This window comes from Rhizobium chutanense, from assembly GCF_002531935.1.
Taxonomy (GTDB): Bacteria; Pseudomonadota; Alphaproteobacteria; order Rhizobiales; family Rhizobiaceae; genus Rhizobium; species Rhizobium chutanense.
The window spans coordinates 1-18,500 of record NZ_NWSV01000052.1; the positions used below are offsets into that span (position 1 = coordinate 1).

Annotated in this window: 25 protein-coding genes and 1 tRNA gene; 14 read left to right on the top strand and 12 right to left on the bottom strand. The window is 62.4% G+C overall.

What is annotated here, in order from left to right; genetic code table 11:
- The first annotated feature begins 334 nt into the window (after positions 1–334).
- The 3 genes from CO666_RS32425 (at position 335) to CO666_RS32435 (ending at position 4,013) form a co-directional block, all read left to right on the top strand.
- Complete coding sequence (locus tag CO666_RS32425; protein ID WP_097615969.1) at positions 335–1,672, top strand: TadE/TadG family type IV pilus assembly protein; 1,338 nt, start codon at positions 335–337, stop codon at positions 1,670–1,672.
- Between the two features lie 198 nt (positions 1,673–1,870).
- On the top strand, positions 1,871–2,554 hold the full coding sequence (locus CO666_RS32430) for a winged helix-turn-helix domain-containing protein (RefSeq protein WP_097616015.1): 684 nt from the start codon (positions 1,871–1,873) through the stop codon (positions 2,552–2,554).
- A gap of 58 nt (positions 2,555–2,612) precedes the next feature.
- Positions 2,613–4,013 carry a sensor histidine kinase gene (locus tag CO666_RS32435; RefSeq protein ID WP_179869796.1) on the top strand — a complete coding sequence of 467 codons (1,401 nt, stop codon included), beginning with the start codon at positions 2,613–2,615 and terminating at the stop codon, positions 4,011–4,013.
- A gap of 84 nt (positions 4,014–4,097) precedes the next feature.
- Here CO666_RS32435 and CO666_RS32440 read toward each other — a convergent pair whose 3' ends face one another.
- Positions 4,098–4,919, bottom strand: coding sequence for a glycosyltransferase family 25 protein (locus CO666_RS32440; RefSeq protein ID WP_097615971.1), 822 nt, complete (start codon positions 4,917–4,919; stop codon positions 4,098–4,100).
- Between the two features lie 690 nt (positions 4,920–5,609).
- On the opposite strand from CO666_RS32440, the gene CO666_RS32445 reads away from it, so the two are divergent.
- Positions 5,610–6,080, top strand: coding sequence for a nucleoside deaminase (locus CO666_RS32445; protein WP_097615974.1), 471 nt, complete (start codon positions 5,610–5,612; stop codon positions 6,078–6,080).
- A 330-nt stretch (positions 6,081–6,410) separates the two neighbouring features.
- Here the strand turns inward: CO666_RS32445 and CO666_RS32450 are convergent, their stop codons facing one another.
- The 8 genes from CO666_RS32450 to CO666_RS32485 all read right to left on the bottom strand — a co-directional run bounded on the left by CO666_RS32450 (position 6,411) and on the right by CO666_RS32485 (position 9,394).
- On the bottom strand, positions 6,411–6,767 hold the full coding sequence (locus CO666_RS32450; protein WP_097615976.1) for a hypothetical protein: 357 nt from the start codon (positions 6,765–6,767) through the stop codon (positions 6,411–6,413).
- Between the two features lie 132 nt (positions 6,768–6,899).
- Complete coding sequence (locus CO666_RS32455; RefSeq protein WP_097615978.1) at positions 6,900–7,493, bottom strand: hypothetical protein; 594 nt, start codon at positions 7,491–7,493, stop codon at positions 6,900–6,902.
- 13 nt (positions 7,494–7,506) lie between these two features.
- Entirely contained in the window at positions 7,507–7,719 is a 213-nt protein-coding gene (locus CO666_RS32460) for a response regulator transcription factor (protein WP_097615980.1), read from the bottom strand.
- Entirely contained in the window at positions 7,716–8,015 is a 300-nt protein-coding gene (locus CO666_RS32465; RefSeq protein WP_097615982.1) for a GcrA family cell cycle regulator, read from the bottom strand. Before CO666_RS32465 ends, CO666_RS32460 begins: the two co-directional genes overlap by 4 nt.
- Positions 8,012–8,407 (bottom strand): hypothetical protein, encoded by a 396-nt coding sequence (locus CO666_RS32470; protein WP_097615984.1) that lies wholly within the window; start codon positions 8,405–8,407, stop codon positions 8,012–8,014. The genes CO666_RS32465 and CO666_RS32470 overlap by 4 nt, the downstream gene beginning before the upstream one ends.
- A complete protein-coding gene (locus CO666_RS32475) occupies positions 8,373–8,738 on the bottom strand; it encodes a hypothetical protein (RefSeq protein ID WP_097615986.1) in 366 nt (121 codons plus the stop codon). Before CO666_RS32475 ends, CO666_RS32470 begins: the two co-directional genes overlap by 35 nt.
- 50 nt (positions 8,739–8,788) lie before the next feature.
- Positions 8,789–9,010, bottom strand: coding sequence for a sigma-70 family RNA polymerase sigma factor (locus CO666_RS32480; protein ID WP_097616021.1), 222 nt, complete (start codon positions 9,008–9,010; stop codon positions 8,789–8,791).
- 156 nt (positions 9,011–9,166) lie between these two features.
- A complete protein-coding gene (locus CO666_RS32485; RefSeq protein WP_245436914.1) occupies positions 9,167–9,394 on the bottom strand; it encodes a hypothetical protein in 228 nt (75 codons plus the stop codon).
- An 83-nt stretch (positions 9,395–9,477) separates the two neighbouring features.
- On the opposite strand from CO666_RS32485, the gene CO666_RS32490 reads away from it, so the two are divergent.
- From CO666_RS32490 to CO666_RS32510, 4 genes are all read left to right on the top strand, one after another.
- Positions 9,478–10,125 (top strand): S24 family peptidase, encoded by a 648-nt coding sequence (locus CO666_RS32490; protein ID WP_097615988.1) that lies wholly within the window; start codon positions 9,478–9,480, stop codon positions 10,123–10,125.
- Between the two features lie 813 nt (positions 10,126–10,938).
- Complete coding sequence (locus CO666_RS32500) at positions 10,939–11,202, top strand: hypothetical protein (RefSeq protein ID WP_097615990.1); 264 nt, start codon at positions 10,939–10,941, stop codon at positions 11,200–11,202.
- A gap of 11 nt (positions 11,203–11,213) precedes the next feature.
- Complete coding sequence (locus CO666_RS32505; protein WP_097615992.1) at positions 11,214–11,453, top strand: hypothetical protein; 240 nt, start codon at positions 11,214–11,216, stop codon at positions 11,451–11,453.
- The gene (locus tag CO666_RS32510) at positions 11,450–11,674 is read left to right on the top strand and encodes a hypothetical protein (RefSeq protein ID WP_097615994.1); all 225 of its coding nucleotides are present in this window, start codon (positions 11,450–11,452) and stop codon (positions 11,672–11,674) included. The genes CO666_RS32505 and CO666_RS32510 overlap by 4 nt, the downstream gene beginning before the upstream one ends.
- A 26-nt stretch (positions 11,675–11,700) precedes the next feature.
- On the opposite strand, the gene CO666_RS32515 is transcribed toward CO666_RS32510, so the two are convergent.
- Positions 11,701–11,940 carry a DUF982 domain-containing protein gene (locus CO666_RS32515; RefSeq protein WP_097615996.1) on the bottom strand — a complete coding sequence of 80 codons (240 nt, stop codon included), beginning with the start codon at positions 11,938–11,940 and terminating at the stop codon, positions 11,701–11,703.
- 141 nt (positions 11,941–12,081) lie between these two features.
- Here CO666_RS32515 and CO666_RS32520 point away from each other — a divergent pair, with 141 nt between their 5' ends.
- Both CO666_RS32520 and CO666_RS32525 read left to right on the top strand, forming a co-directional pair.
- Positions 12,082–12,333, top strand: coding sequence for a type II toxin-antitoxin system Phd/YefM family antitoxin (locus CO666_RS32520; RefSeq protein ID WP_003546085.1), 252 nt, complete (start codon positions 12,082–12,084; stop codon positions 12,331–12,333).
- Entirely contained in the window at positions 12,330–12,779 is a 450-nt protein-coding gene (locus CO666_RS32525; protein WP_097615999.1) for a type II toxin-antitoxin system VapC family toxin, read from the top strand. Before CO666_RS32520 ends, CO666_RS32525 begins: the two co-directional genes overlap by 4 nt.
- A 72-nt stretch (positions 12,780–12,851) precedes the next feature.
- On the opposite strand, the gene CO666_RS32530 is transcribed toward CO666_RS32525, so the two are convergent.
- A tRNA-Pro gene (locus CO666_RS32530) sits at positions 12,852–12,928 on the bottom strand.
- A gap of 262 nt (positions 12,929–13,190) precedes the next feature.
- Here CO666_RS32530 and CO666_RS32535 point away from each other — a divergent pair.
- On the top strand, positions 13,191–13,598 hold the full coding sequence (locus CO666_RS32535) for a hypothetical protein (protein ID WP_097616002.1): 408 nt from the start codon (positions 13,191–13,193) through the stop codon (positions 13,596–13,598).
- A 146-nt stretch (positions 13,599–13,744) separates the two neighbouring features.
- On the opposite strand, the gene CO666_RS32540 is transcribed toward CO666_RS32535, so the two are convergent.
- Positions 13,745–14,683: a LysR substrate-binding domain-containing protein gene (locus tag CO666_RS32540; protein ID WP_097616003.1), complete on the bottom strand. Its 939-nt coding sequence runs from the start codon at positions 14,681–14,683 to the stop codon at positions 13,745–13,747.
- Positions 14,684–14,881: 198 nt separating this feature from the next.
- Here CO666_RS32540 and CO666_RS32545 point away from each other — a divergent pair, with 198 nt between their 5' ends.
- From CO666_RS32545 to CO666_RS32555, 3 genes are read left to right on the top strand one after another with little or no spacing between them, the layout of a single operon-like run.
- The gene (locus CO666_RS32545) at positions 14,882–16,009 is read left to right on the top strand and encodes an alcohol dehydrogenase family protein (protein WP_097616006.1); all 1,128 of its coding nucleotides are present in this window, start codon (positions 14,882–14,884) and stop codon (positions 16,007–16,009) included.
- A gap of 40 nt (positions 16,010–16,049) precedes the next feature.
- Positions 16,050–17,165, top strand: a complete 1,116-nt coding sequence (locus CO666_RS32550; RefSeq protein ID WP_097616009.1) for a mandelate racemase/muconate lactonizing enzyme family protein — start codon at positions 16,050–16,052, stop codon at positions 17,163–17,165.
- A gap of 52 nt (positions 17,166–17,217) precedes the next feature.
- A complete protein-coding gene (locus tag CO666_RS32555) occupies positions 17,218–18,219 on the top strand; it encodes a glycine betaine ABC transporter substrate-binding protein (RefSeq protein WP_097616012.1) in 1,002 nt (333 codons plus the stop codon).
- Positions 18,220–18,500: the final 281 nt, after the last annotated feature.

The following is an 18,500-nucleotide window of genomic DNA, read 5'->3' on the forward strand; positions in this document are numbered from 1 at the left end:
CTGTCAGGTATGTATCCGGGCTTTACACTTGACCCTGGGATCCATGACCGCGGTGAGCGAGGCTGCCGGACGCACTCGCAAGGCAATCCGTTATAAGGTTTTGGCAGAAACTTATAACTGGAGATCAAGGTCTGCCGGCATGCGAGCCTCCCGTGCCGTTCCTCCAATTGAAAAGCGAACGCGACCGCGGCACGGATGATGGCGACCGCGAATTCCCGCGCAATTTAGTTAGAACACAACCAGACGTATTTGCCTTTGGTTTAAGTTCCGCTGCTAGTGATCGCCGCATCGCGATCGGGTTGTGACACAGCCACCACGGGAAGGCCGTCTTTGTATGTTGCATCGTTTCATCTTCGACCGATCCGGCAATTTCGGAATCATGACGGCGCTGCTTGTCGTTCCCCTGCTGGGGGCGGCCGGCACCGCCGTTGATTTCGGCAGCGCCCTGTCGCTTCGCACCGAGCTCTATGCGGCTGCGGACGCGGCAGCCGTCGGATCGATTACACCGACGTCGCAGGCGGCAACGCAGGCCAATACGATGGCGGGCGACGGGTCGCTGACGCTCGGAAAATCCGAAGCCGAGAAGATCTTCTTTTCGCAGATGTCCAAAAAACAGGGCGACGTGCCGGTGACCGTCGACATCGGCGTTCAGAAAAAGGGCGGCACGCTCAGCTCGACCGTCACCTTCAACGCGACGATGCCCACGACCTTCATGCAGGTGCTGGGATTTGATGAGATCGCCGTGAGCGGCACGGCAACCGCCCAGTTTGAGACGCCGTCCTACATGGATTTCTTCATGCTCTTGGACAACACCCCGTCGATGGGCGTTGGGGCCACCACCGACGACATCGCCGCGATGAAAAAGGCCACGGCAAACGGCCATGATGGCGGCAAGGATAAGAACTGCGCCTTCGCATGCCACATCGTTTCCGAAAAGGGCGTCGAGGACAAGAACAGCTATTACAACGTCGCCCGCAACAATGGCGTGACCATCCGTATCGACGTGGTCGCCGCTGCCGTCAAAGCCCTGATGGCCAAGGCCGAGGACACGCAGTCCATGCCGAGCCAGTTCCGGGTGGCTGCCTATACGTTCGGCAAGACCGCGCAGGACGCCAAAGCCGCCAAGCTCTTCAAGGTCTCCGACCTCGACTATGATCTTGGCGCCGTGGCAGACGCAACGAACATGATCAAACTGATGAGCATTCCCTATCAGAACTATTACAACGACCAGCAGACGAGCTTTGACGAGGCGTTGAAGGGGATCGAAGGCGAAATCACCGGGACGATCGGCACCGGCACCAGCAATGCCGATCGCCAGAAGATCGTCTTTTTCGTCGCTGACGGCGTCGGCGACAGCTACAAGCCGGCCGGCTGCACCAGCCCGAAAGGCGCAAACGGCGGACGCTGCATCGAGCCGATCGACACGAGCTATTGCAAGAAGCTCAAAGACCGCGGCATCAAGGTCGCCGTCCTCTATACGACCTATCTGCCCCTGCCCGACAACAGTTTTTACAAGGACTGGGTCAAGCCCTTCGAGACCAAAATCGCCACGAAAATGGAAGAATGCGCAAGCCCCGGCTTCTATTTCGCGGTCAGTCCCACCGACGGCATCGAAGAGGCCATGGAGGCCCTGTTCCGCAAGATCGTCAGCGCGCCGCGGATCACCAGCTGATCGGGGCCTGAGTGGATTGCGCCAAAGCATCCCTCACCCTCCGTCATCCCAGGCCTTAATGAGCCTGGGATCCATGCCTCGTCCTGATGGAGACCGACGTGGATCCCCACCCCTCGCCTTACCAATCCGTAAGTTGCGGCCAAGCCGCTCCCTCGGCTAGATCTGACCGCTCCAGGCATGCCGAAAGCGATCGGGCCGATGCGAATCCTGCTTATCGAGGACGATACCAAGACATCCGATTATATCGCCAAGGGCTTTTCCGAGGCCGGCCATGTCTGCGACGTCATCGGCGACGGCCGTGACGGGCTGTTTCAGGCGCAGCGCGAGGCCTATGATGTTCTCGTCATCGATCGCATGTTGCCGGGCCTCGATGGGCTGGCGATCGTGCGTTCACTGAGGGCTGCCAAGGTCGGTACGCCGGCGCTGTTCCTGACCTCGGTCGGCGGCGTCGACGATCGGGTCGAGGGGCTGGAGGCGGGCGGCGACGATTATCTCGTCAAGCCCTTTGCCTTTTCCGAGCTGATGGCGCGGGTCAATGCGCTCGGCCGCCGGCCGCCGGTGCAGGAGCAGAAGACGGTCTTGAAGGTTGCCGATCTCGAGCTCGACCTGATCCGGCGCGAGGCGCGCCGCGCCGGGCAGGTGATCGAGCTGCAGCCGCGCGAATTCACCCTGCTCGAGGTACTGATGCGCTGTGAAGGCCGGGTGATCACCAGGACGATGCTGTTGGAACGCGTCTGGGATTTCCACTTCGATCCGAAGACCAGCGTCGTCGAGACCCATATCAGCCGGCTGAGAGCCAAGCTCGACAAGCCGTTCCAGGCCCAGCTCCTGCATACGATCCGCAACACCGGATACAGCCTGCATGCGCCTCGAACAGGATGATTTCGGGCCCATCGGCCTGAAAATCTCAAATCCTGTTCGCAATTTAAAGAGTAAGAGCATGATGTCGTCCGAAAACCGCGCACACTTTTCGGCATCATTCTCCAGCCTGCGCAGAAGCACGCCGTTCCGGCTGGCCGTCACCTTCGGCGTGCTCTTCGTCGTCACCTTCATCTTCAGCGGCGCCATCATCTATCACATGCTGCGCCTCGGCCTCGGCCGCGATCTCGATCAGTCGCTCGGCGAGATGAATTCGCTTGTTGTCTCGACCTACCAGCCCGGCGACACCGAGGATCTCGTCAGCACGCTGAACAATTATGCGAGCTTCCAGTCGACCTCCGACGGGCTTTATTCGCTGACCGACCAGGCCGGTAAAAAGCTCGCCGGCAATTTCGCCGCACCGCGCCTGCCGAACGGCGTCCACACCGTCACGTCAAGCGATGTCGGGCTGAAGGGCCATGAACGCTACCGGATGCAGGTGTCGACGATCGGCCCCTACAGCCTGGTGGTCGCCGAAAACTTCAACGATGTCGACGAGATGCTGCGCATCGTGCAGGTGAGCTTGGAATGGGCGGCCGCGATCGTCGTGGCGACGGCGATCGGCGGCGGGGTGTTTCTCGCCGTTCGCGCCCAGGCGCGGCTGGACAGGGTGGCGCTCACCATGAACGACGTCGCCCAGGGCCAGTTGCAGGCCCGCATTCCGGTCAGCGGAAATGGCGACGATCTCGATACGGTGGCGATCCAGATCAACGCGGCGCTGGAGCGGCTGCAGACATTGGTCGAGAGCATGCGGCAGGTGAGTGCCGATATCGCCCATGATCTGAAGACGCCGCTCAACAGGCTGCGGCTGACCCTCGATGCCGCGGTGGCGGGAAATGACCGGCAGGCGGATGTTTCGACGCTGCTCGACGAGGCGAGGCACGAGAGCGACCGGATCAACGCCACCTTCGAGGCGCTGCTGCGCATCTCGCAGATCGAGGCCGGCGCCCGCAGGGAACGATTCCAGCCAACCGATATCGACGCCGTGCTCGCCGTCATTTCCGAGGTCTATGCCGATGTCGCCGAAGATGCACGGAAATCGCTGAGGATCACCGAGCGCTGTCCGGCGTTCATCCGGGGCGACCGCGATCTGCTGATGCAGATGATCGCCAATCTGGTGGAGAACGCGATCAACCACTGCCCTGACGGCACCGATATCACGGTTGCGCTGCGCTGCCGGGGCGGCCGCGCCATCGTCTCGGTCGCCGATACCGGCCCCGGCATTCCCGCCGGCGAAAGGGACAAGGTGTTCCGGCGCCTCTATCGGCTCGACAAGAGCCGCACGACGCCCGGAAGCGGGCTCGGGCTCAGCCTCGTCAAGGCGATCGCCGACCTGCATTCGGCCGAGATCAGCATGGCCGACAATCACCCCGGCCTCACCCTGTCGATCGCCTTTCCACTAATCCCGGCTGAACGGTCCTAACCGTTCAACCCGGGGTGAGCGGTGTTAACCGCTCACGCCAAGTGAACGGTCCTGACCGCTCCCCCGGGGAGCTGCCCCAGCCATTCATTCCGAGGAGCGGTCCCCACCGCTCATCCGCCACGCGGCGAGACGGCGGAAGCGGCGGGTAAACCGGCGCATCTCGGCCGCCGTGCGATAGGGCAGCACGCTCCAGGGCCGGCGGCGGCCAAGCCGGTAGGCCGACAGGCCTGCCTGGATCTGAGAATGACAATCCGCCCTCTGGCTGACCGGCAGCGGATCGACGAAACAGGCGTTCAGCCCGGCATCGAACTCCAGATCGAAGGCGAGATCATAGGGCAGGCGCATGGGCAGAAGCGCGCCGGTAATCCACCCCGCCGCCTTGCGGTTGACGAGATAGGCACCGGACCCCTTCTCGCGGGTCAGCGCGATGGCCAGCGAGCGCGACGCCGTCAGCGTCTCCACCCTGTGCTTTTTCCCGGAATTGACGGTGGAGAGCCGCAGGATGTCCCAACGCTCATGGTGTTCGAGGGCGGCGTCGAGCAGCTCGGTCAGATCGTCGTCGAAGTCGAGATCGTCTTCCAGAATGAGCGCGAATTCGGCATTGCCGGCCAGGAACCGCCTGGCGCATTCGACGTGGCTCAGATAACAGCCGATCTCGAAAGGGTTCGGCCGGCGGCCATGCCGGCTGAGATAGGCCGCTTCGTCGAAGCCCGGATGCGGCAGGCTGATGACCGCGCCATCGACGGCCGCCACCCGCTCGAAGGCAAGGCCGAAATCCGTCAGCAGCCGCTCCATACGAAACCGGCGCAACGGCGCCCGGTCGAGATTGATCAGATAGGTATCGAGCCGCAGGCTGACCGGATGGATCGCCGGCATAAGGGCGGCAGGTGTGGCACGCATATTCATGAAAACTGGCCTCGACTTGGCAATGACTGCGCCAAGCCTGCGCCGCAAATCTCACGGGGACCTCGCCCGGATTATACATTTTCGTAAGGTGGGAACGGCTGGGCTGCATTCTTACGGATTGGTATAGTGGCGGCAAAGGACGCGTAAGAATGCCGCGCTACCAGCACTCGTGCGGCACGCAGCGGACGCCTCCCTTCCGCGATCGAAACCGACAACCACCGCGCCTTCGATGACGACAGCGACGACTGCGTGCCGCGCCGGATGCCCTCGGCAACGGAACCCCTGGGGATGCGGCCAAGACGCCTCCAACCTCCGTCATTCCAGGCCCGCGGCTGACGGAGGCGAAAGTGGATCCTTGGGTCAAGCCCGAGGAGGACGGAGCGTGGGGCGACGTCTGGAGCAAGGACAGCAACGCATTCGGGGATGATCGGCGACCACGTGCCAAGACGATTGCAAACTCTCGATGAGAAAATTCGATCTCCGCAACGGCCCTGCGGCCGGATCGCCGAGCTCATCGGATGGGCCGCCCCTTGGAAATCTCTCCGATTCAAGACACAATCGTCCCGCTCTAAAGCGCGTCGCGATCGAGATCAGCTCCTTGCGCTTTAGCTCTTTGTTTTTACGCATGTCGTTGCCGCAAAACCGCGGAACAGTTTTGCGCGACATGCTTCAGCTTTCGGGGAGACGCCGATGGAAAACCACGAGCCGTTTTTGCGCGAGGCGATTGCGCTGTCGAAATCCGCGATGGAACGCGGCGACGAACCGTTTGGCTCGGTGCTGGTAAAGGACGGCGACGTCATCCTGCGCGCCGAAAACAGCGTCTTCACCGGCCACGACATGACCAACCACGCCGAGCTGAACCTGATCAAACTGGCGGCACAGCACTACGACACTGCCTTTCTCGCCGGTTGTACGCTCTACACCAGCACCGAGCCCTGCGCGATGTGTTCCGGGGCGATCTACTGGTCGGGCATCGGTCGCATGGTGTTTGCGTGCTCGGAAGCGCGGCTCGGCGAGATCGCCGGGATCGGCCTGAACGTGCCGAGCCGGGCAGTGCTGCAAACCGGCGCCCGCACCGTCACCGTGCTCGGCCCCACCCTCGAAGACGAAGCCGCCGAGGTGCATCGGGAATTCTGGCCGAAGCATCTGGGCAAGGCTTAGCCTCGGCCGGGTTCCTGATCATCGTTGGCACCGTGCCGGCGGCCGCACGGCAGGCCTTTCCTCATTGTCGGTTATGTCGCCACGTCTACTGAGGGACGGCCCGGGCTTCCGCCTCAGCTCTCCGGCCGGATCGGCAGGGCGTTTGGCGAAAACACGCGCCCCACCCTCCGTCATCCCAGGCCTTGAGCCTGGGACCCATGCCCGCTCCTGATGGAGGCGAAAGTGGATCCTCGGGTCAAGCCCGAGGAGGACGGAGCTTGGGGTGAGCTTGGGAGACAAATAGTGAGGAGGACGGAGGAAGGGCGAATCTCCTCCTGTCAAAAAATGCGATCAATCGAAGTCGAAGACGTCACCGTAAGCCTTGCCATCAAGCGGCTTGGCACCATGCCATTCCACCCATGCAGGCTCGTCGATCGCGCCCCGCTTTCTCAAAGCTTCAAACAAAATCCCGGCAAGCCACTCCGGTTTGGAAACGAGCTTTTTATCGCTCACAAACAAATCCAATCTCTTGTGCGGGAAAAAGCATTCCGCCGGAATCCTGGCGTCAGTGATGAAAAAACGTCCGACATGAGTGGTGATCCAGCCCCCACTCCGGTGCCGCGTGACATGATTGATGCAACCCGAATCCGAGCCTCCTCCTCTGGAAAATTCGACGTGGAATTCCGGCGACAGCTCAAGATCGTTCATTTGCAAGTCCTACAGCAGAAGCAATGCTCAGGCCGGAGGGTTAGCGTAAAAAGTTCCGACGTTCCATATGCCGAATTAAGCAGAGACAGGGTCGTCGATTGGGGGAGCCACCCACGAGCATTGCCCCGCCCATCACCCACCCTTCGCCCCCCGCAGCGCCGTCAACCCGCGGCGCAGCCACAAGAGCTGCTGCGGCGGCATCTGGCGCAGATGTGCGTAGTCCATCACTGTGACGTTATAGACCGTGCTTCTGACCTGCGGGCCGTCCTGGCAGCGCAGCAGGATGGCCTGCAGCGCCATCATGCGGTTGCTGGCCTTGCGGGCGCGGTCGGCGAGGGTTTCGGTCACCTCGCCTTCGTGGCCTTTGACGGCGAACAGCGATTGCGCCCTCGGGCTCGGGGCCGGGATGCCGGTGGTCTTGTGGTAGCGGGCCATGACCTCGGCATAATCGTCGCCGGCCTGGCGCTGCTCGGCCGATATCAGGCCGTCGAGGAAGATGCGGCCGAGCGTGTAACCGGCAAACGGGCTTTTGACCGTCTCGTCGGCCACCGTCCGGCCGAAGCCGTGGATGCGGCGGCGGGCGGCGACCGCCACGCTGATATTGTCCTTCTCGGTTTCGAAAGGCTTGATCTTGCCGCAGGGAAACCGCTCGACATTGGCCTTGCGCGGCCGGCCGGCGCCCTTGTTTGCCCGTTGTGTCCTAACCTTGGCTGCTTTGCCACCCATGCTGATTGTCCTTCTATCGAATGATGCCGTTGCGAAGTGCGGCGGCGACAAGTGCGGTATCCTTAAAGACGCCGAGTCTCGCCTTGGCGTTTGATATGTGCGTGTTCACCGTGATGTGGGATATGCCGAGAATGGTGCCGATCTCGGCCGCGGTCTTGCCCGCCGCCATCCAGCCGATGATTTCGGTTTCGCGGGGGGTGACGTTGCTCGTGATGGCCGGGCTCATGGCTCTGGATACCCATCGATAGAAGGCACGCGCGGCATCGTCACATGGGCGCCCGACAGCGTCACCCTTGTCACGCGGTCGGGATGGCGGACCGGCGCTTTCGCCTCACGCGTCTCGGGCGGCGGATGCCTGGCATCCTGCCTGGCGGGGAACCTGTCGCGGTTGCGGTGCGCCATGTTGATGACGGTGTTCTTCTTCGAGCCGAACAGGTTGGCGATCTCTCTTGCCGAGAGCCCCTCCTGCCAGAGCTTCTGCGCCTTGACGATCTTGTCTTCCGTCCAGAATAGGCCTCTCACCTCAATGCCTCCTCGTGCCGTGCGGCTTTTGCAATGATCGGGTTGTCGGGAAACATCTTCGCCAGTTCCCGCCGGGCGTTGCGGCTGCCGTTCGCCGCGTCGCGCAGCAGCTGCATCTTGTAGGCCGCGACTTTCGGCTGCGGCGCCTCCGGCTGCGGCTTAAGGCGCGGGCGGCTCTGCGCCTCGATGACCGCCTGCTGGCGGCGGCACTGCTCGGCAAAACTGGCTGAGCTCGGGGCAAAGGCGCGGTTATGGTTCTTGACCTTTCCGGCGATGAAGAGCTTGGCCGCCTGCCAGACCGCCTCCAGCGGGATGCCGTCGATGGCGAGCAGATAGGCGCGGATCTGCATGTCGGGATCAGTGCCTGAGGATGCCGGGAAACCCGAAAGCATCCCCGCTATGATCTTCACCGGAGAGGAAATCTCTTGCGGCATCGACTGTCGTCCTTCTCGTGCTGCTGTTGATCGACTGAGCCTCCCGCGCCTTCTCCTTGAGATACCAGTCGCATTTGATCGCTTGCCAGCCGCGGAAGATCTGCATCTCGGCGGCCCCGGCCGGATCGCCGGTCAGCAGATATTCCCTGGCCTGGATGCGGGCGGCATAAGCCGTCAGCGGCCGCTTCAGGGTGCGCTTGCGATGTTCGATGACGGCCGCCGCCAGCTCCTCCCCCAGCACCGGGCCGAGGATGTCCATGATGTCCTTGTCGATTGTTGCCTTCGCCATGCGTCTTCCTTTCCCGGCCGGCATCGCCGGCCTCAAACCCGCCGTCTCGTTCAAACCCGGCCGCCGGCAAAATTGACCGGCGTGCCCGGCTTGAGGGGACGGCGGACAAACCGGCGGGGCTCCGAACCGGCATGATCCTGCCCCGCGGTATCGCCCTTCTCGGCGCTTCGCAGCCGGTGGATTTCGCTTTCCACCGACGGCACCGACATGCCGAGGATGGCTGCGATTTCGATATAGTCCCGGCCGGTGCGGAAGAGCTCGAGCGCGTTCATTCGTTTCATCCTTGTTTTCGATTTCGAGCGCGGCTCGCCATTGCCACCGAAGCGGTTGCGGGAGCCAAGGCTCCGTTCGTCTGTGGGCCGCCGGCCCGAGGGGATTAAGATGCCGGCGTCGCCGAGGGAGGCGACGACGCCGGCCGCCGATCGCCGTCAGGGAGGGGTGACGCCGTCGGGATCGGTGATGGCAGAGGCGACGGGCAAGATCTCCCGCATCTCTTTCGGGCGCGTCGGCCGGCCGCAGGCCTCGCAGTGGCGCTCGATCACCTCGGCGATCGACAGCGCCTTGGCGCAGATCGGGCAACCGCTGTAGCGGGCGCCGCAGCGCCGGATCTCGCGGGAAAGGCCCGAGCCGTTATGGATGGTTTCGCTGTGTTTCATGGGCATTAGGGTATAATTAATACCCGATCTGTCAAGCGCAATAGGGCATTACATATACCTTTTTTTAGGGTATAATTTATATCATGTTGAAAGATCAGGAACAATTTGAGCGCGAAGAACGCGCAAAGCGGCTGGTCATGGCCAGGAAGAACGCCGGCTTTGCCGGGCCGAAGGCGATCGTCGATCGGCTCGGCTGGAACGTCAACGTCTACAAGGCGCACGAATCCGGCCGCAACGGCTTCGGTATTGCCGTTGCAAAGAAGTATGCCCGCGCCTTCAAGGTCAATCTCAACTGGCTGCAGTTCGGAACCGGCAATGCGCTCGACCCGGATGAACTGCCCGTCGCTGTCGCCGACGTGCCGAAGATCTCCTGGGTCAGCGCCGGCCAGCTGAGCGAGCAGGCGCCGATCACCGACTTTTCGGAATTCCCGACGGTGGCCGCGCTCGATCTTCCCGATGGCGAATGGATCGCGCTCGAGGTCGAAGGCAATTCGATGAACAAGATCTCGCCGCCGGGCTCGATCATCTTCGTCAATCTGCGCGACAAGCGCCTGGCGCCGAACGCGCTTTATGTCGTCGCCGACGAAACCGGCGCCGCCACCTACAAGCGCTACCGCCCGAACGACGACCCGCCCTTCCAGCCCGCCTCCTACGAGGACGTGCCGCCGCCGCAATTCCAGGGCGCCGTCACCATCGTCGGCCGCGTCCGCCGATCGATCATCGAAATGTAGGGACGAGCGCTCAAGGCCAAAATTCAATAGGAAAACCAATATGATCCGCCCCTCCTCGCGCGCCGGCAGAATCTGGTTCTATATCGTCACGCTAGCAGTGCTGCTTCTCGCCTTCAGCGCCGCGCGGGAGATGTACGGCCTGTAGAATTTTGCTCTGAGGCGCGCCGATCCCCGCCGGGATCATGATCGGGACGATTCACCCTCTGAAACCACAAATTGCGGAAGCTCCGGCTGCCATTCGCGCACCCGCCTCGCCACCGCCAGCATGGAACGCGTGACTGCGGGAACCATGCCCTTCGGCAGATGGATCATCGAATTCGACGATCCCAAGCTTCGATCACCTCGTCGGCGATTTCGATTTCGCTGCGCATGACCGACCTCCTTTTTCTCCTAACATCAGACTCCAAGATAGGCTTTGATTCTATCTCTCTGTCTTCGTTCCTGAAGGCTGGTGAGGGAGGGTTCCGGCCAAAGCTTCCCCCTACCCCATGAGCAAAGCCCATGAAGCCGGGAGAGCATTGGCCAGGGTCCTGAAGGCCGGAGCCGGGATGGGACACGTGCCAGAGGGGCCATTCGCTTCGCCCTCGTCCTGATTTTCTGACAGCGCACTTAAGGACTTTCGCTTCCCGCGCCGCTGGGCTTCGTCAGCTCGGGAGTTGCACCCGGTCGCCCAATCACTGCATCCAGACATACGCCTACGATTCGTACCCCGTCAACTGTTGAGGTATTTTTTATACCTTTTCCGATTGACGCGATTGGGTATGATATATACCTTTCCCTCTGAAGCCGATCCGGCAGACAGAGGACAGGGCGATGCAGCACATCCGCAATATCGAGACCGAGGAGAGCAAGCGCGACGCCCGCTGGAATGGGGTGCGCGGATTGGGTGACTGCAGCGCCTATATGGCGATCGAGGCCCAGCGCATGGGCGCCCTCGGCTTCGCCTTCCTGCGCCGTCCCGAACACGCGGTCCGCGGCCCCTCCTGGCTGCGCGGCGCACGCGCCTCCGTCGAGGCGCATTACCGCTATGCCCGGGAGATTATGGGCATGACCGATACCGATCAGCTTTACGCCTGAGGAGAGCTGCGATGCCTGCCGCCTATCCCACATCCGAGCCATCGACCGAGAGCCCGTCCCGTCCCGCCGGCCGACAGGCCCGAGCAACCGAAAAGATCCGTGCCAAGACCCGCTTCACCGCCGGGGCGCCCGATCTCCTGACGGCGCTGATGGAGGCCGAACGTTTTTTCGACGGCAGCGACGATCGCGGCTGCCCGCTTCACCAGAAGATCCTCGCCGCCATCGACACGGTGAAAGGTGAGCCATCATGAGCGATTGCCTGATCAAAGCCTTTTCCGGCTGCGCCTGCCCGCCCGGCGCATGCGCCGAAAAGCCCACCGCCCCGGCGCCGGTCACCTTCGTCTCCTGGCGGACCCAGGCGACCGCCTGCCTCGCCTTCGGCTTCCTCGCCGCAATCGTTACGGCCGCCTGGATGGAGACGCAGTTCAAGGATCAGGATCTCAGCCGCCAGGAGCAGGTCTCATGGAAATAAGCCAGGGATTTTGCCAATACCGCCGCTCAGGAACTGAACTTGATGTCGCTCGCCTTCGCCGCGGTAATGAAGGCCCGCCGCACCTGCTCGGGCTCGGCAACATCGTTGAAGACATCGAGCACAAGCAGTTCGGCAGCCTTGGCCGCCGGCGTCTGTTCCGGCCAATCGTTCAGCAAGGTGTTACCGGCCTGGACGACGTTGTAAACGGTCCTGGTCTTGCCATTGATGGTGATCTTCACCGGCTTGAAACGTCGTCGCTTGCTCATGGCCCAGTATCTCACACGGAACGCGAGTCAACGAATCACTTTGGGACTCGTTCCGGTTGAAGAAGCCGTCTTGCGCCCTTGATTTCACCGGCGCCACCACCTAGTTTGACCATATATGGTCATTTAAGACGAGAGGTAGTGATGTCGACAATCAGCGTGGCAGAGGCAAAGGCCGGTTTCGCCGGTCTGGTGGATGAAGCAGCTAACGGGGAATTCGTGACGATCACGCGGCACGGAAAGCCCGCTGCCGTGCTTGTGTCCGTCGAAGCGGCCGAGGCGGCGAAAAGGGCTTTGAAGAAGCCACGGCCGAATTTCGGGGATTTCCTGTTGACCTTCCCCGGCGGGGTCGAGCTGGAACGCAACCCGTCGAAAATGCGGGATATCGATCTGTGACCGCCTACCTGCTCGACACGAACATCATTTCGAAGTTCGCGCCCGGCAAGGCGCCGCCATCCGATCCGGTGCGGGCATGGTTTCATGAGCAGGGCAAAGCCGATAGCCTGTTTCTGTCGGCTCTATCCGTCGCGGAGATCGAGAAGGGAATGCGAAGCCTTCACCGTCGCGGCGGGATCGAGCGGGCAAAGCGCCTTTCGACATGGCTGGACGTCATCACCGACAGTTTCGGCGATCGGATATTGCCGATGGATACCGTAGTCGCGCGCATCGCCGGCGCTCTGGAAGATGAAGCCGAGAGCCGAGGTCGTCATCCCGGTCTCGGCGACCTCATCATCGCGGCGACCGCGCGGGCCTACGACCTCACCGTCATTACGGAAAACCTGCGGCATTTCCAGCCGCTTGATGTTGCTGTCGACCTTCCCGCCGCGTTCCGGCCGGAATGATCGTTGCCGTCAGTTTTCGTCAGCGGAGAATTCGGGAAAGATGAGCAACCCTAATTTTCGGAGGGTTACAGCTGGTCGGAGTGGAGTGATTCGAACACTCGACCCCCACGTCCCGAACGTGGTGCGCTACCAGACTGCGCTACACTCCGTGACCAGCGGCGCTTCTATAGAACAGCCTATCTGGTTGCACAAGCACCAAATTCCAAAAAACCGGCGGAATTTTTGACGGGTTGATGACAGGGCCGTCGGTGGGCTGCTGCAGCAAAAAGACACACCCGGAGCAAATCGTCGGGAAGTGCCAAAGGGGCAATTTTCTTTTGCCGGGTTCCGCGCTAAAGGGCTCGACGGGACAGGCGAAACCGCGGCAAAAGCGGCGTCGCAGCCAATGCGCTAGAGATCAGGGACGACACGATGAAACTCCGCACGATGACCGCGGCCGGGCTTGCAATTGGGCTTGCCGGATGCACGACCATTCCTTCCGCCGGCAATCCGATCGAGGCCCGCTGGGTCGGCAAATCGGCCGGCATCTTCTTTGCCGCCTACGGGCCGCCGATCAGTGACAGCGAGCAAGGCGCCACCACCGTCTATACCTGGCGCGGCGGCTACAAGACCGTGCGCATTCCGGCAAAATATGCCGAAGGCGCCGACGGCAAGCGCGGCAAGCAGATTTCCGCGGCCCGCACCGCCTATCTGCGCTGCCAGGCCGAAATCACCACCAGCTCCGATTACACGATCCGCGACATCCGCACGGTCGCCGACATTCCCGGCGTCGGCGGCCCGTCCTATTGCGCCGAGTTCCTGGCGCCGGAACAGAAATAACGGACGATTTGTCCGGAATGTGAAGACAGGCGGCCCGAGTGCCGCCTGTTTTGTTTTGCGTAACCCTTTGCTCAACTTCTGCAGCCTGAGATCGAAAGCCGGAGCCGGTGGGCTAGAGACAGCAAACCGACCACGCAGACGGTTATTCAGGAAGAGGCGCCGCCGCGAGGCATCGGCACGCTTCTTTCCTCTTCGGCGATCCCCCTGATCCAGTCGCGCAGCAACAGGGCGGCGGGAGGCAGTTCGCGGTTGCTGTTCCAGGTGAGATAATAGGCCCCGGGATCGGGAACGACGAGATCGGTGAAGCGCACCAGATCCCCCTTTTCGACCAGGGGTGCGACCATGCGGTGCCATCCAACGACCAGCCCTTGGTCGGCCATGGCGGCCTGGAGCGCGACGCTGAATTTGCCGAACCGTCTTCCGCTGGCGGCGTGATACGGCACGCCGCCGCGCGACAGAACCTCTTCCCAGCCGGTCCAATCAGGCTCGACCCATTCGACATTCAACAAGGGCAGGTCGGCAAGATCGGCGGCCGAGGCGCCGGCATGGCGTTCGGCAAAAGCCGGACTGCAGACCGGATAGAGGCAGTCGTCGAACAGGAGTTCCGCCGTCTCGTCGATCCATTTGCCCGATCCGTAGCGGATGCGGAGCTCCACCTCGGAACGGCGGAGGTTCCTGACGTTGTCGGTGATCAGGTGATCGACCGATATATCGGTGAAGCGCCGCCAGAAATCCGGCATCCTGGGGATAAGCCACATCGTTCCGAACACGTCGCTGCAGGCAAGCGTCACATTGCGCGCGCTGTTTCCCTGCTTGATCGAATTGACGACATCGGATGCCCTGGAGAACCCGCTTGCGAGCGCCCGGTATAATTCCTCGGCGGGCGCGGTCAGCATCACCCCTTTGCCGGTGCGCACGAAAAGAGCAACGTCGATTTCCTGCTCGATCGACTTGATCTGCCGGCTGACGGCGCCGGTGGTGACGTTGAGCTCGGCCGCGGCCACGGTGAAATTGCCGTGGCGGGCGGCGGCCTCGAAAGTGGCAAGGGCGGTCAGGGACGGCAGACCATAGAAGCGGCGAACCATTGATTTCTCCCACCTATTCCCGGCGCCTGCCGGCAGAAGTGATGTTGATATTGCCGCATAATAGCGCAGCCTTTTCACCCAGTCTTGAGTTCAGCTCAAGGCAGAGCGGATTTTTATGTGCCTTGTCTTCAGGGCTTCCCTGCCGCTTTCATGGAGCCTGCGCGTTGAGCGGCAGTTTTTTCGAGGTCCAAAACAGGCATGAACATCGAGACGACCAAGTCGAAGCAGGCCTCGCAGGCGCTTCCCGAGCGGATGAAAGGCGTCCTTCTCACCGGCCATGGCGGTTTCGAGAAACTGGAATATCGTGAAGACATTCCGGTGCCCCGGCCGAAAGCCGGCGAAGTGCTGATCCGGGTCGCGGCGGCCGGCGTCAACAATACCGATATCAACACCCGTATCGGCTGGTATTCCAAGGCGGTGACCGGCGGCACCGAAAGCGGCGCGGCAAGGGGTTTCGACACGGCGCGGGATGCCGACGCCAGCTGGTCCGGCGTGCCGATGGCCTTTCCGCGGATCCAAGGCGCCGATTGCTGCGGACGCATCGTCGCGGTCGGCGAGAATGTCGATCCCGGCCGGATCGGCGCGCGGGTGCTGGTGCGCAACATGCTGCGCTCCTACACGGATTATCGGCCGTTCGAATGCTGGACCTTCGGCTCGGAATGCGATGGCGGCTTTGCCCAATATGCGGTGGCGCCGTCGCGCGAGACCTACGGGATCGATTGCGATTGGAGCGATGTCGAGCTGGCATCGCTGCCCTGCGCCTATTCGACCGCCGAGGGCATGCTGCACCGGGCGGCCCTCCGTGCCGGTGAGCACGTGCTGATCGCCGGCGCCTCCGGCGGTGTCGGCTCGGCGGCGATCCAGCTGGCAAAGCGCCGCGGCGCGATCGTCACGGCGATCTCCAGCCCCGACAAGGCCGAGCAGCTCTTGGCAATCGGCGCCGACCGCATCCTTGCGCGCGGCGAGAGCATCGTCGCCGGGCTCGGCCGGGAGGTGGTCGACGTCGTCCTCGATGTCGCCGCCGGCCCTTCCTTCGGCGAGCTGCTCGACGTCCTGAAAAAGGGCGGGCGATACGCCGTTGCCGGCGCCATCGCCGGGCCGATCGTCGAGCTCGACGTCAGAACCCTTTATCTCAAGGACCTGACCTTCTTCGGCTGCACCTTCCAGGAGGATGTCGTTTTCGAAAACCTCGTCGCCTATGTCGAGCGCGGCGAAATCAGGCCGCTCGTCGGCAAGAGCTACAAGTTGAGCGACATTGTCGAGGCGCAGCGGGATTTCCTGTCGAAGCGCATCGCCGGCAAGCTCGTCCTCGTCATTCCTGAATAGAAGTCGTCCCACAATAGATATCAGGCCGGATAACAAGAACATGAGCGATCTCAAAATCGAAAAAATCGATGTCTTCCAGGTCGACCTGCCCTATCGGGGCGGCGTCTATCACCTGTCGGGCGGGAGAGAATACCGCAGCTTCGATGCGACGATCGTCAGGATCACGGCGCAGAACGGCCTGGAAGGATGGGGCGAGAGCACGCCGTTCGGATCGACCTATATCGCGTCTCACGCGCTCGGCGTGCGGGCCGGCATTGCGGAAATCGCCCCGAGCCTGATCGGGCTCGATCCGCGCCGGGTCGATCGCATCAATGACACCATGGACGGCGCGCTGCTCGGGCATTTGCACGCCAAGACCGCCCTCGACGTCGCCTGCTGGGATCTGTTCGGCAAGTCGGTCGGCCTGCCCGTCTGCGAGCTGCTCGGCGGGCGCACCGATGTGAAGATGCCGGTGATCTCGTCGATCTATATGGGCGACCCGGACGATATGCGCCGGCGTGTCGCAGAGCATCGCCAGATGGGTTACGTCGCCCATTCGGTCAAGATCGGCGACGATCCGGCGGTCGATGCCGCCAGAATTGCCGCGTCGCTCGCCGACAAGAGGCCGGGCGAATTCTTCATCGTCGATGCCAATGGCGGCATGACCGTCGAGACCGCGCTTCGCATGCTGCGGCTGTTGCCGGCCGGGCTCGATTTCGTGCTCGAAGCCCCCTGCTCGACCTGGCGCGAATGCATGTCGCTGCGCCGGCGCACCGATGTGCCGATCATCTTCGACGAATTGGCGACGGACGATGCGGCGATTGCCCAGCTCGTCGGCGACGACGGAGCCGAAGGCATCGGCCTGAAGATCTCCAAGAACGGCGGGCTGACCCGCGGCCGCCGTCATCGCGATATCTCGGTTGCCGCCGGTTACACCGTCAGCGTCCAGGAAACGACGGGTTCGGATGTGGCCTTTGCGGCCATCGTCCATCTCGGCCAGACCGTTCCGGCAAAGAACCTGCGCTGCGTGCTCGAATGCCGGGACATGGTCACGCTGAAAACCGCCGACGGCGATTTCGAGGTGCGCAATGGCCGCGTCACCGCGCCCGCCGCACCGGGCCTCGGAATCACGCCCCGCCTCGAAGCGCTGGGAGCGCCGGTGGCCAGCTACGTCTAAACAGGGAACGCGGCGCCCTGTCTGATCGACGCCGCACAACAGGGGAACGAAAATGAAAAAATTGCTTGCATCCACATGTCTTCTGGCCGGCCTTGCCGGCGGCGCATCGCTGTCGCATGCGGCCGAATGCGGGGACGTCGTGCTTGCCGTCCACAATGTGCAGAGCGCCGAAGTCCTGACATTCGTCGACAAATTCATCCTCGAGAACGGTTACGGCTGCAAGGTCGAGACCGTGCCCGGCGATACGGTTCCGACCACGACATCGATGGTGGAGAAGAGCCAGCCCGACGTCTCGTCCGAAACCTGGGTCGACCTGCTTCCCGAAATCGTTCCGCGCGGCGTCCAGGAAGGCAAGATCGTCTTCGGCGCCCCGGCCCTTCCCGATGGCGGCATTCAGGGCTGGTGGATCCCGAAATATCTGGCCGACGCCCATCCCGACATCAAGACCGTCGAGGATGCGCTTGCCCATCCCGAACTCTTTCCCGATCAGGAAGACTCGAGCAAGGGCGTGATCTTTAACGGTGCGGAAGGCTGGGGAGCGACTGTCGTCACGACGCAGCTGTTCAAGGCCTATAAGGCCGCCGACAAGGGCTTCAATCTGATGAACCCGGGCTCGGCAGCCGGCCTCGACGGCGCCATCGCCAAGGCCTATGAACGCAAGGAAGGCTTCATCACCTATTACTGGGCGCCGACGGCTCTGCTCGGGAAATATGAAATGGTGAAGCTCAAGCAGAACGGCGCGCCTGACGCCGTCGAATGGAAGCGCTGCATCACCAACCTCGCCTGCCCCGATCCGAAGGTCGCCGACTGGCCGGTGGACAAGGTGATGACCGTCGTCACCAAGAAATTCGCCGATCGCACCAGCCCCGAAGTCATGGCCTATTTCGGCAAGCGCGGCTGGAGCAACGACACGGTCGGCAAGCTCATGGCCTGGGAAACGGAAAACCAGGCGACCGGTGAGGACGGCGCCAAGCACTTCCTCCAGGAAGACGAAAGCATCTGGTCGCAATGGGTGCCGGCCGATGTCGCCGAGAAAGTCAAAGCCGCCCTTTGACGGACGAGGAGAAGGTCGGCGAACCAGCCTTTCATGGGGCTGCTGCCACCTTCTTCCCGCCTGCGGGGAGAAGAGACAAGCCGCGATCCCTCTATTCGCAAGGCACGTCGCTTCTCCCCGTCAGAGCCCAGGGCCGCTCTCGAACAGGGAATGGTGGGCGATTGCCCTTCACGCAGTGCCAGCCGCATGGATCCCAGGGTCAAGTGTAAAGCCCGGATACATACCTGACAGATGTTCGGAGACATGCCTGACAGTTCCGGAATGGTTTTTCGGGAGGTCGG

Excerpts from the sequence above, each read along its gene's own strand:
- CO666_RS32425 (WP_097615969.1), top strand. The coding sequence starts at position 335 with ATGTTGCATCGTTTCATCTTCGACCGATCCGGCAATTTCGGAATCATG.
- CO666_RS32430 (WP_097616015.1), top strand. The coding sequence starts at position 1,871 with ATGCGAATCCTGCTTATCGAGGACGATACCAAGACATCCGATTATATC.
- CO666_RS32435 (WP_179869796.1), top strand. The coding sequence starts at position 2,613 with ATGATGTCGTCCGAAAACCGCGCACACTTTTCGGCATCATTCTCCAGC.
- CO666_RS32440 (WP_097615971.1), bottom strand. The coding sequence starts at position 4,919 with ATGAATATGCGTGCCACACCTGCCGCCCTTATGCCGGCGATCCATCCG.
- CO666_RS32445 (WP_097615974.1), top strand. The coding sequence starts at position 5,610 with ATGGAAAACCACGAGCCGTTTTTGCGCGAGGCGATTGCGCTGTCGAAA.
- CO666_RS32450 (WP_097615976.1), bottom strand. The coding sequence starts at position 6,767 with ATGAACGATCTTGAGCTGTCGCCGGAATTCCACGTCGAATTTTCCAGA.
- CO666_RS32455 (WP_097615978.1), bottom strand. The coding sequence starts at position 7,493 with ATGGGTGGCAAAGCAGCCAAGGTTAGGACACAACGGGCAAACAAGGGC.
- CO666_RS32460 (WP_097615980.1), bottom strand. The coding sequence starts at position 7,719 with ATGAGCCCGGCCATCACGAGCAACGTCACCCCCCGCGAAACCGAAATC.
- CO666_RS32470 (WP_097615984.1), bottom strand. The coding sequence starts at position 8,407 with ATGCTTTCGGGTTTCCCGGCATCCTCAGGCACTGATCCCGACATGCAG.
- CO666_RS32475 (WP_097615986.1), bottom strand. The coding sequence starts at position 8,738 with ATGGCGAAGGCAACAATCGACAAGGACATCATGGACATCCTCGGCCCG.
- CO666_RS32480 (WP_097616021.1), bottom strand. The coding sequence starts at position 9,010 with ATGAACGCGCTCGAGCTCTTCCGCACCGGCCGGGACTATATCGAAATC.
- CO666_RS32485 (WP_245436914.1), bottom strand. The coding sequence starts at position 9,394 with ATGAAACACAGCGAAACCATCCATAACGGCTCGGGCCTTTCCCGCGAG.
- CO666_RS32490 (WP_097615988.1), top strand. The coding sequence starts at position 9,478 with ATGTTGAAAGATCAGGAACAATTTGAGCGCGAAGAACGCGCAAAGCGG.
- CO666_RS32500 (WP_097615990.1), top strand. The coding sequence starts at position 10,939 with ATGCAGCACATCCGCAATATCGAGACCGAGGAGAGCAAGCGCGACGCC.
- CO666_RS32505 (WP_097615992.1), top strand. The coding sequence starts at position 11,214 with ATGCCTGCCGCCTATCCCACATCCGAGCCATCGACCGAGAGCCCGTCC.
- CO666_RS32510 (WP_097615994.1), top strand. The coding sequence starts at position 11,450 with ATGAGCGATTGCCTGATCAAAGCCTTTTCCGGCTGCGCCTGCCCGCCC.
- CO666_RS32515 (WP_097615996.1), bottom strand. The coding sequence starts at position 11,940 with ATGAGCAAGCGACGACGTTTCAAGCCGGTGAAGATCACCATCAATGGC.
- CO666_RS32520 (WP_003546085.1), top strand. The coding sequence starts at position 12,082 with ATGTCGACAATCAGCGTGGCAGAGGCAAAGGCCGGTTTCGCCGGTCTG.
- CO666_RS32535 (WP_097616002.1), top strand. The coding sequence starts at position 13,191 with ATGAAACTCCGCACGATGACCGCGGCCGGGCTTGCAATTGGGCTTGCC.
- CO666_RS32540 (WP_097616003.1), bottom strand. The coding sequence starts at position 14,683 with ATGGTTCGCCGCTTCTATGGTCTGCCGTCCCTGACCGCCCTTGCCACT.
- CO666_RS32545 (WP_097616006.1), top strand. The coding sequence starts at position 14,882 with ATGAACATCGAGACGACCAAGTCGAAGCAGGCCTCGCAGGCGCTTCCC.
- CO666_RS32550 (WP_097616009.1), top strand. The coding sequence starts at position 16,050 with ATGAGCGATCTCAAAATCGAAAAAATCGATGTCTTCCAGGTCGACCTG.
- CO666_RS32555 (WP_097616012.1), top strand. The coding sequence starts at position 17,218 with ATGAAAAAATTGCTTGCATCCACATGTCTTCTGGCCGGCCTTGCCGGC.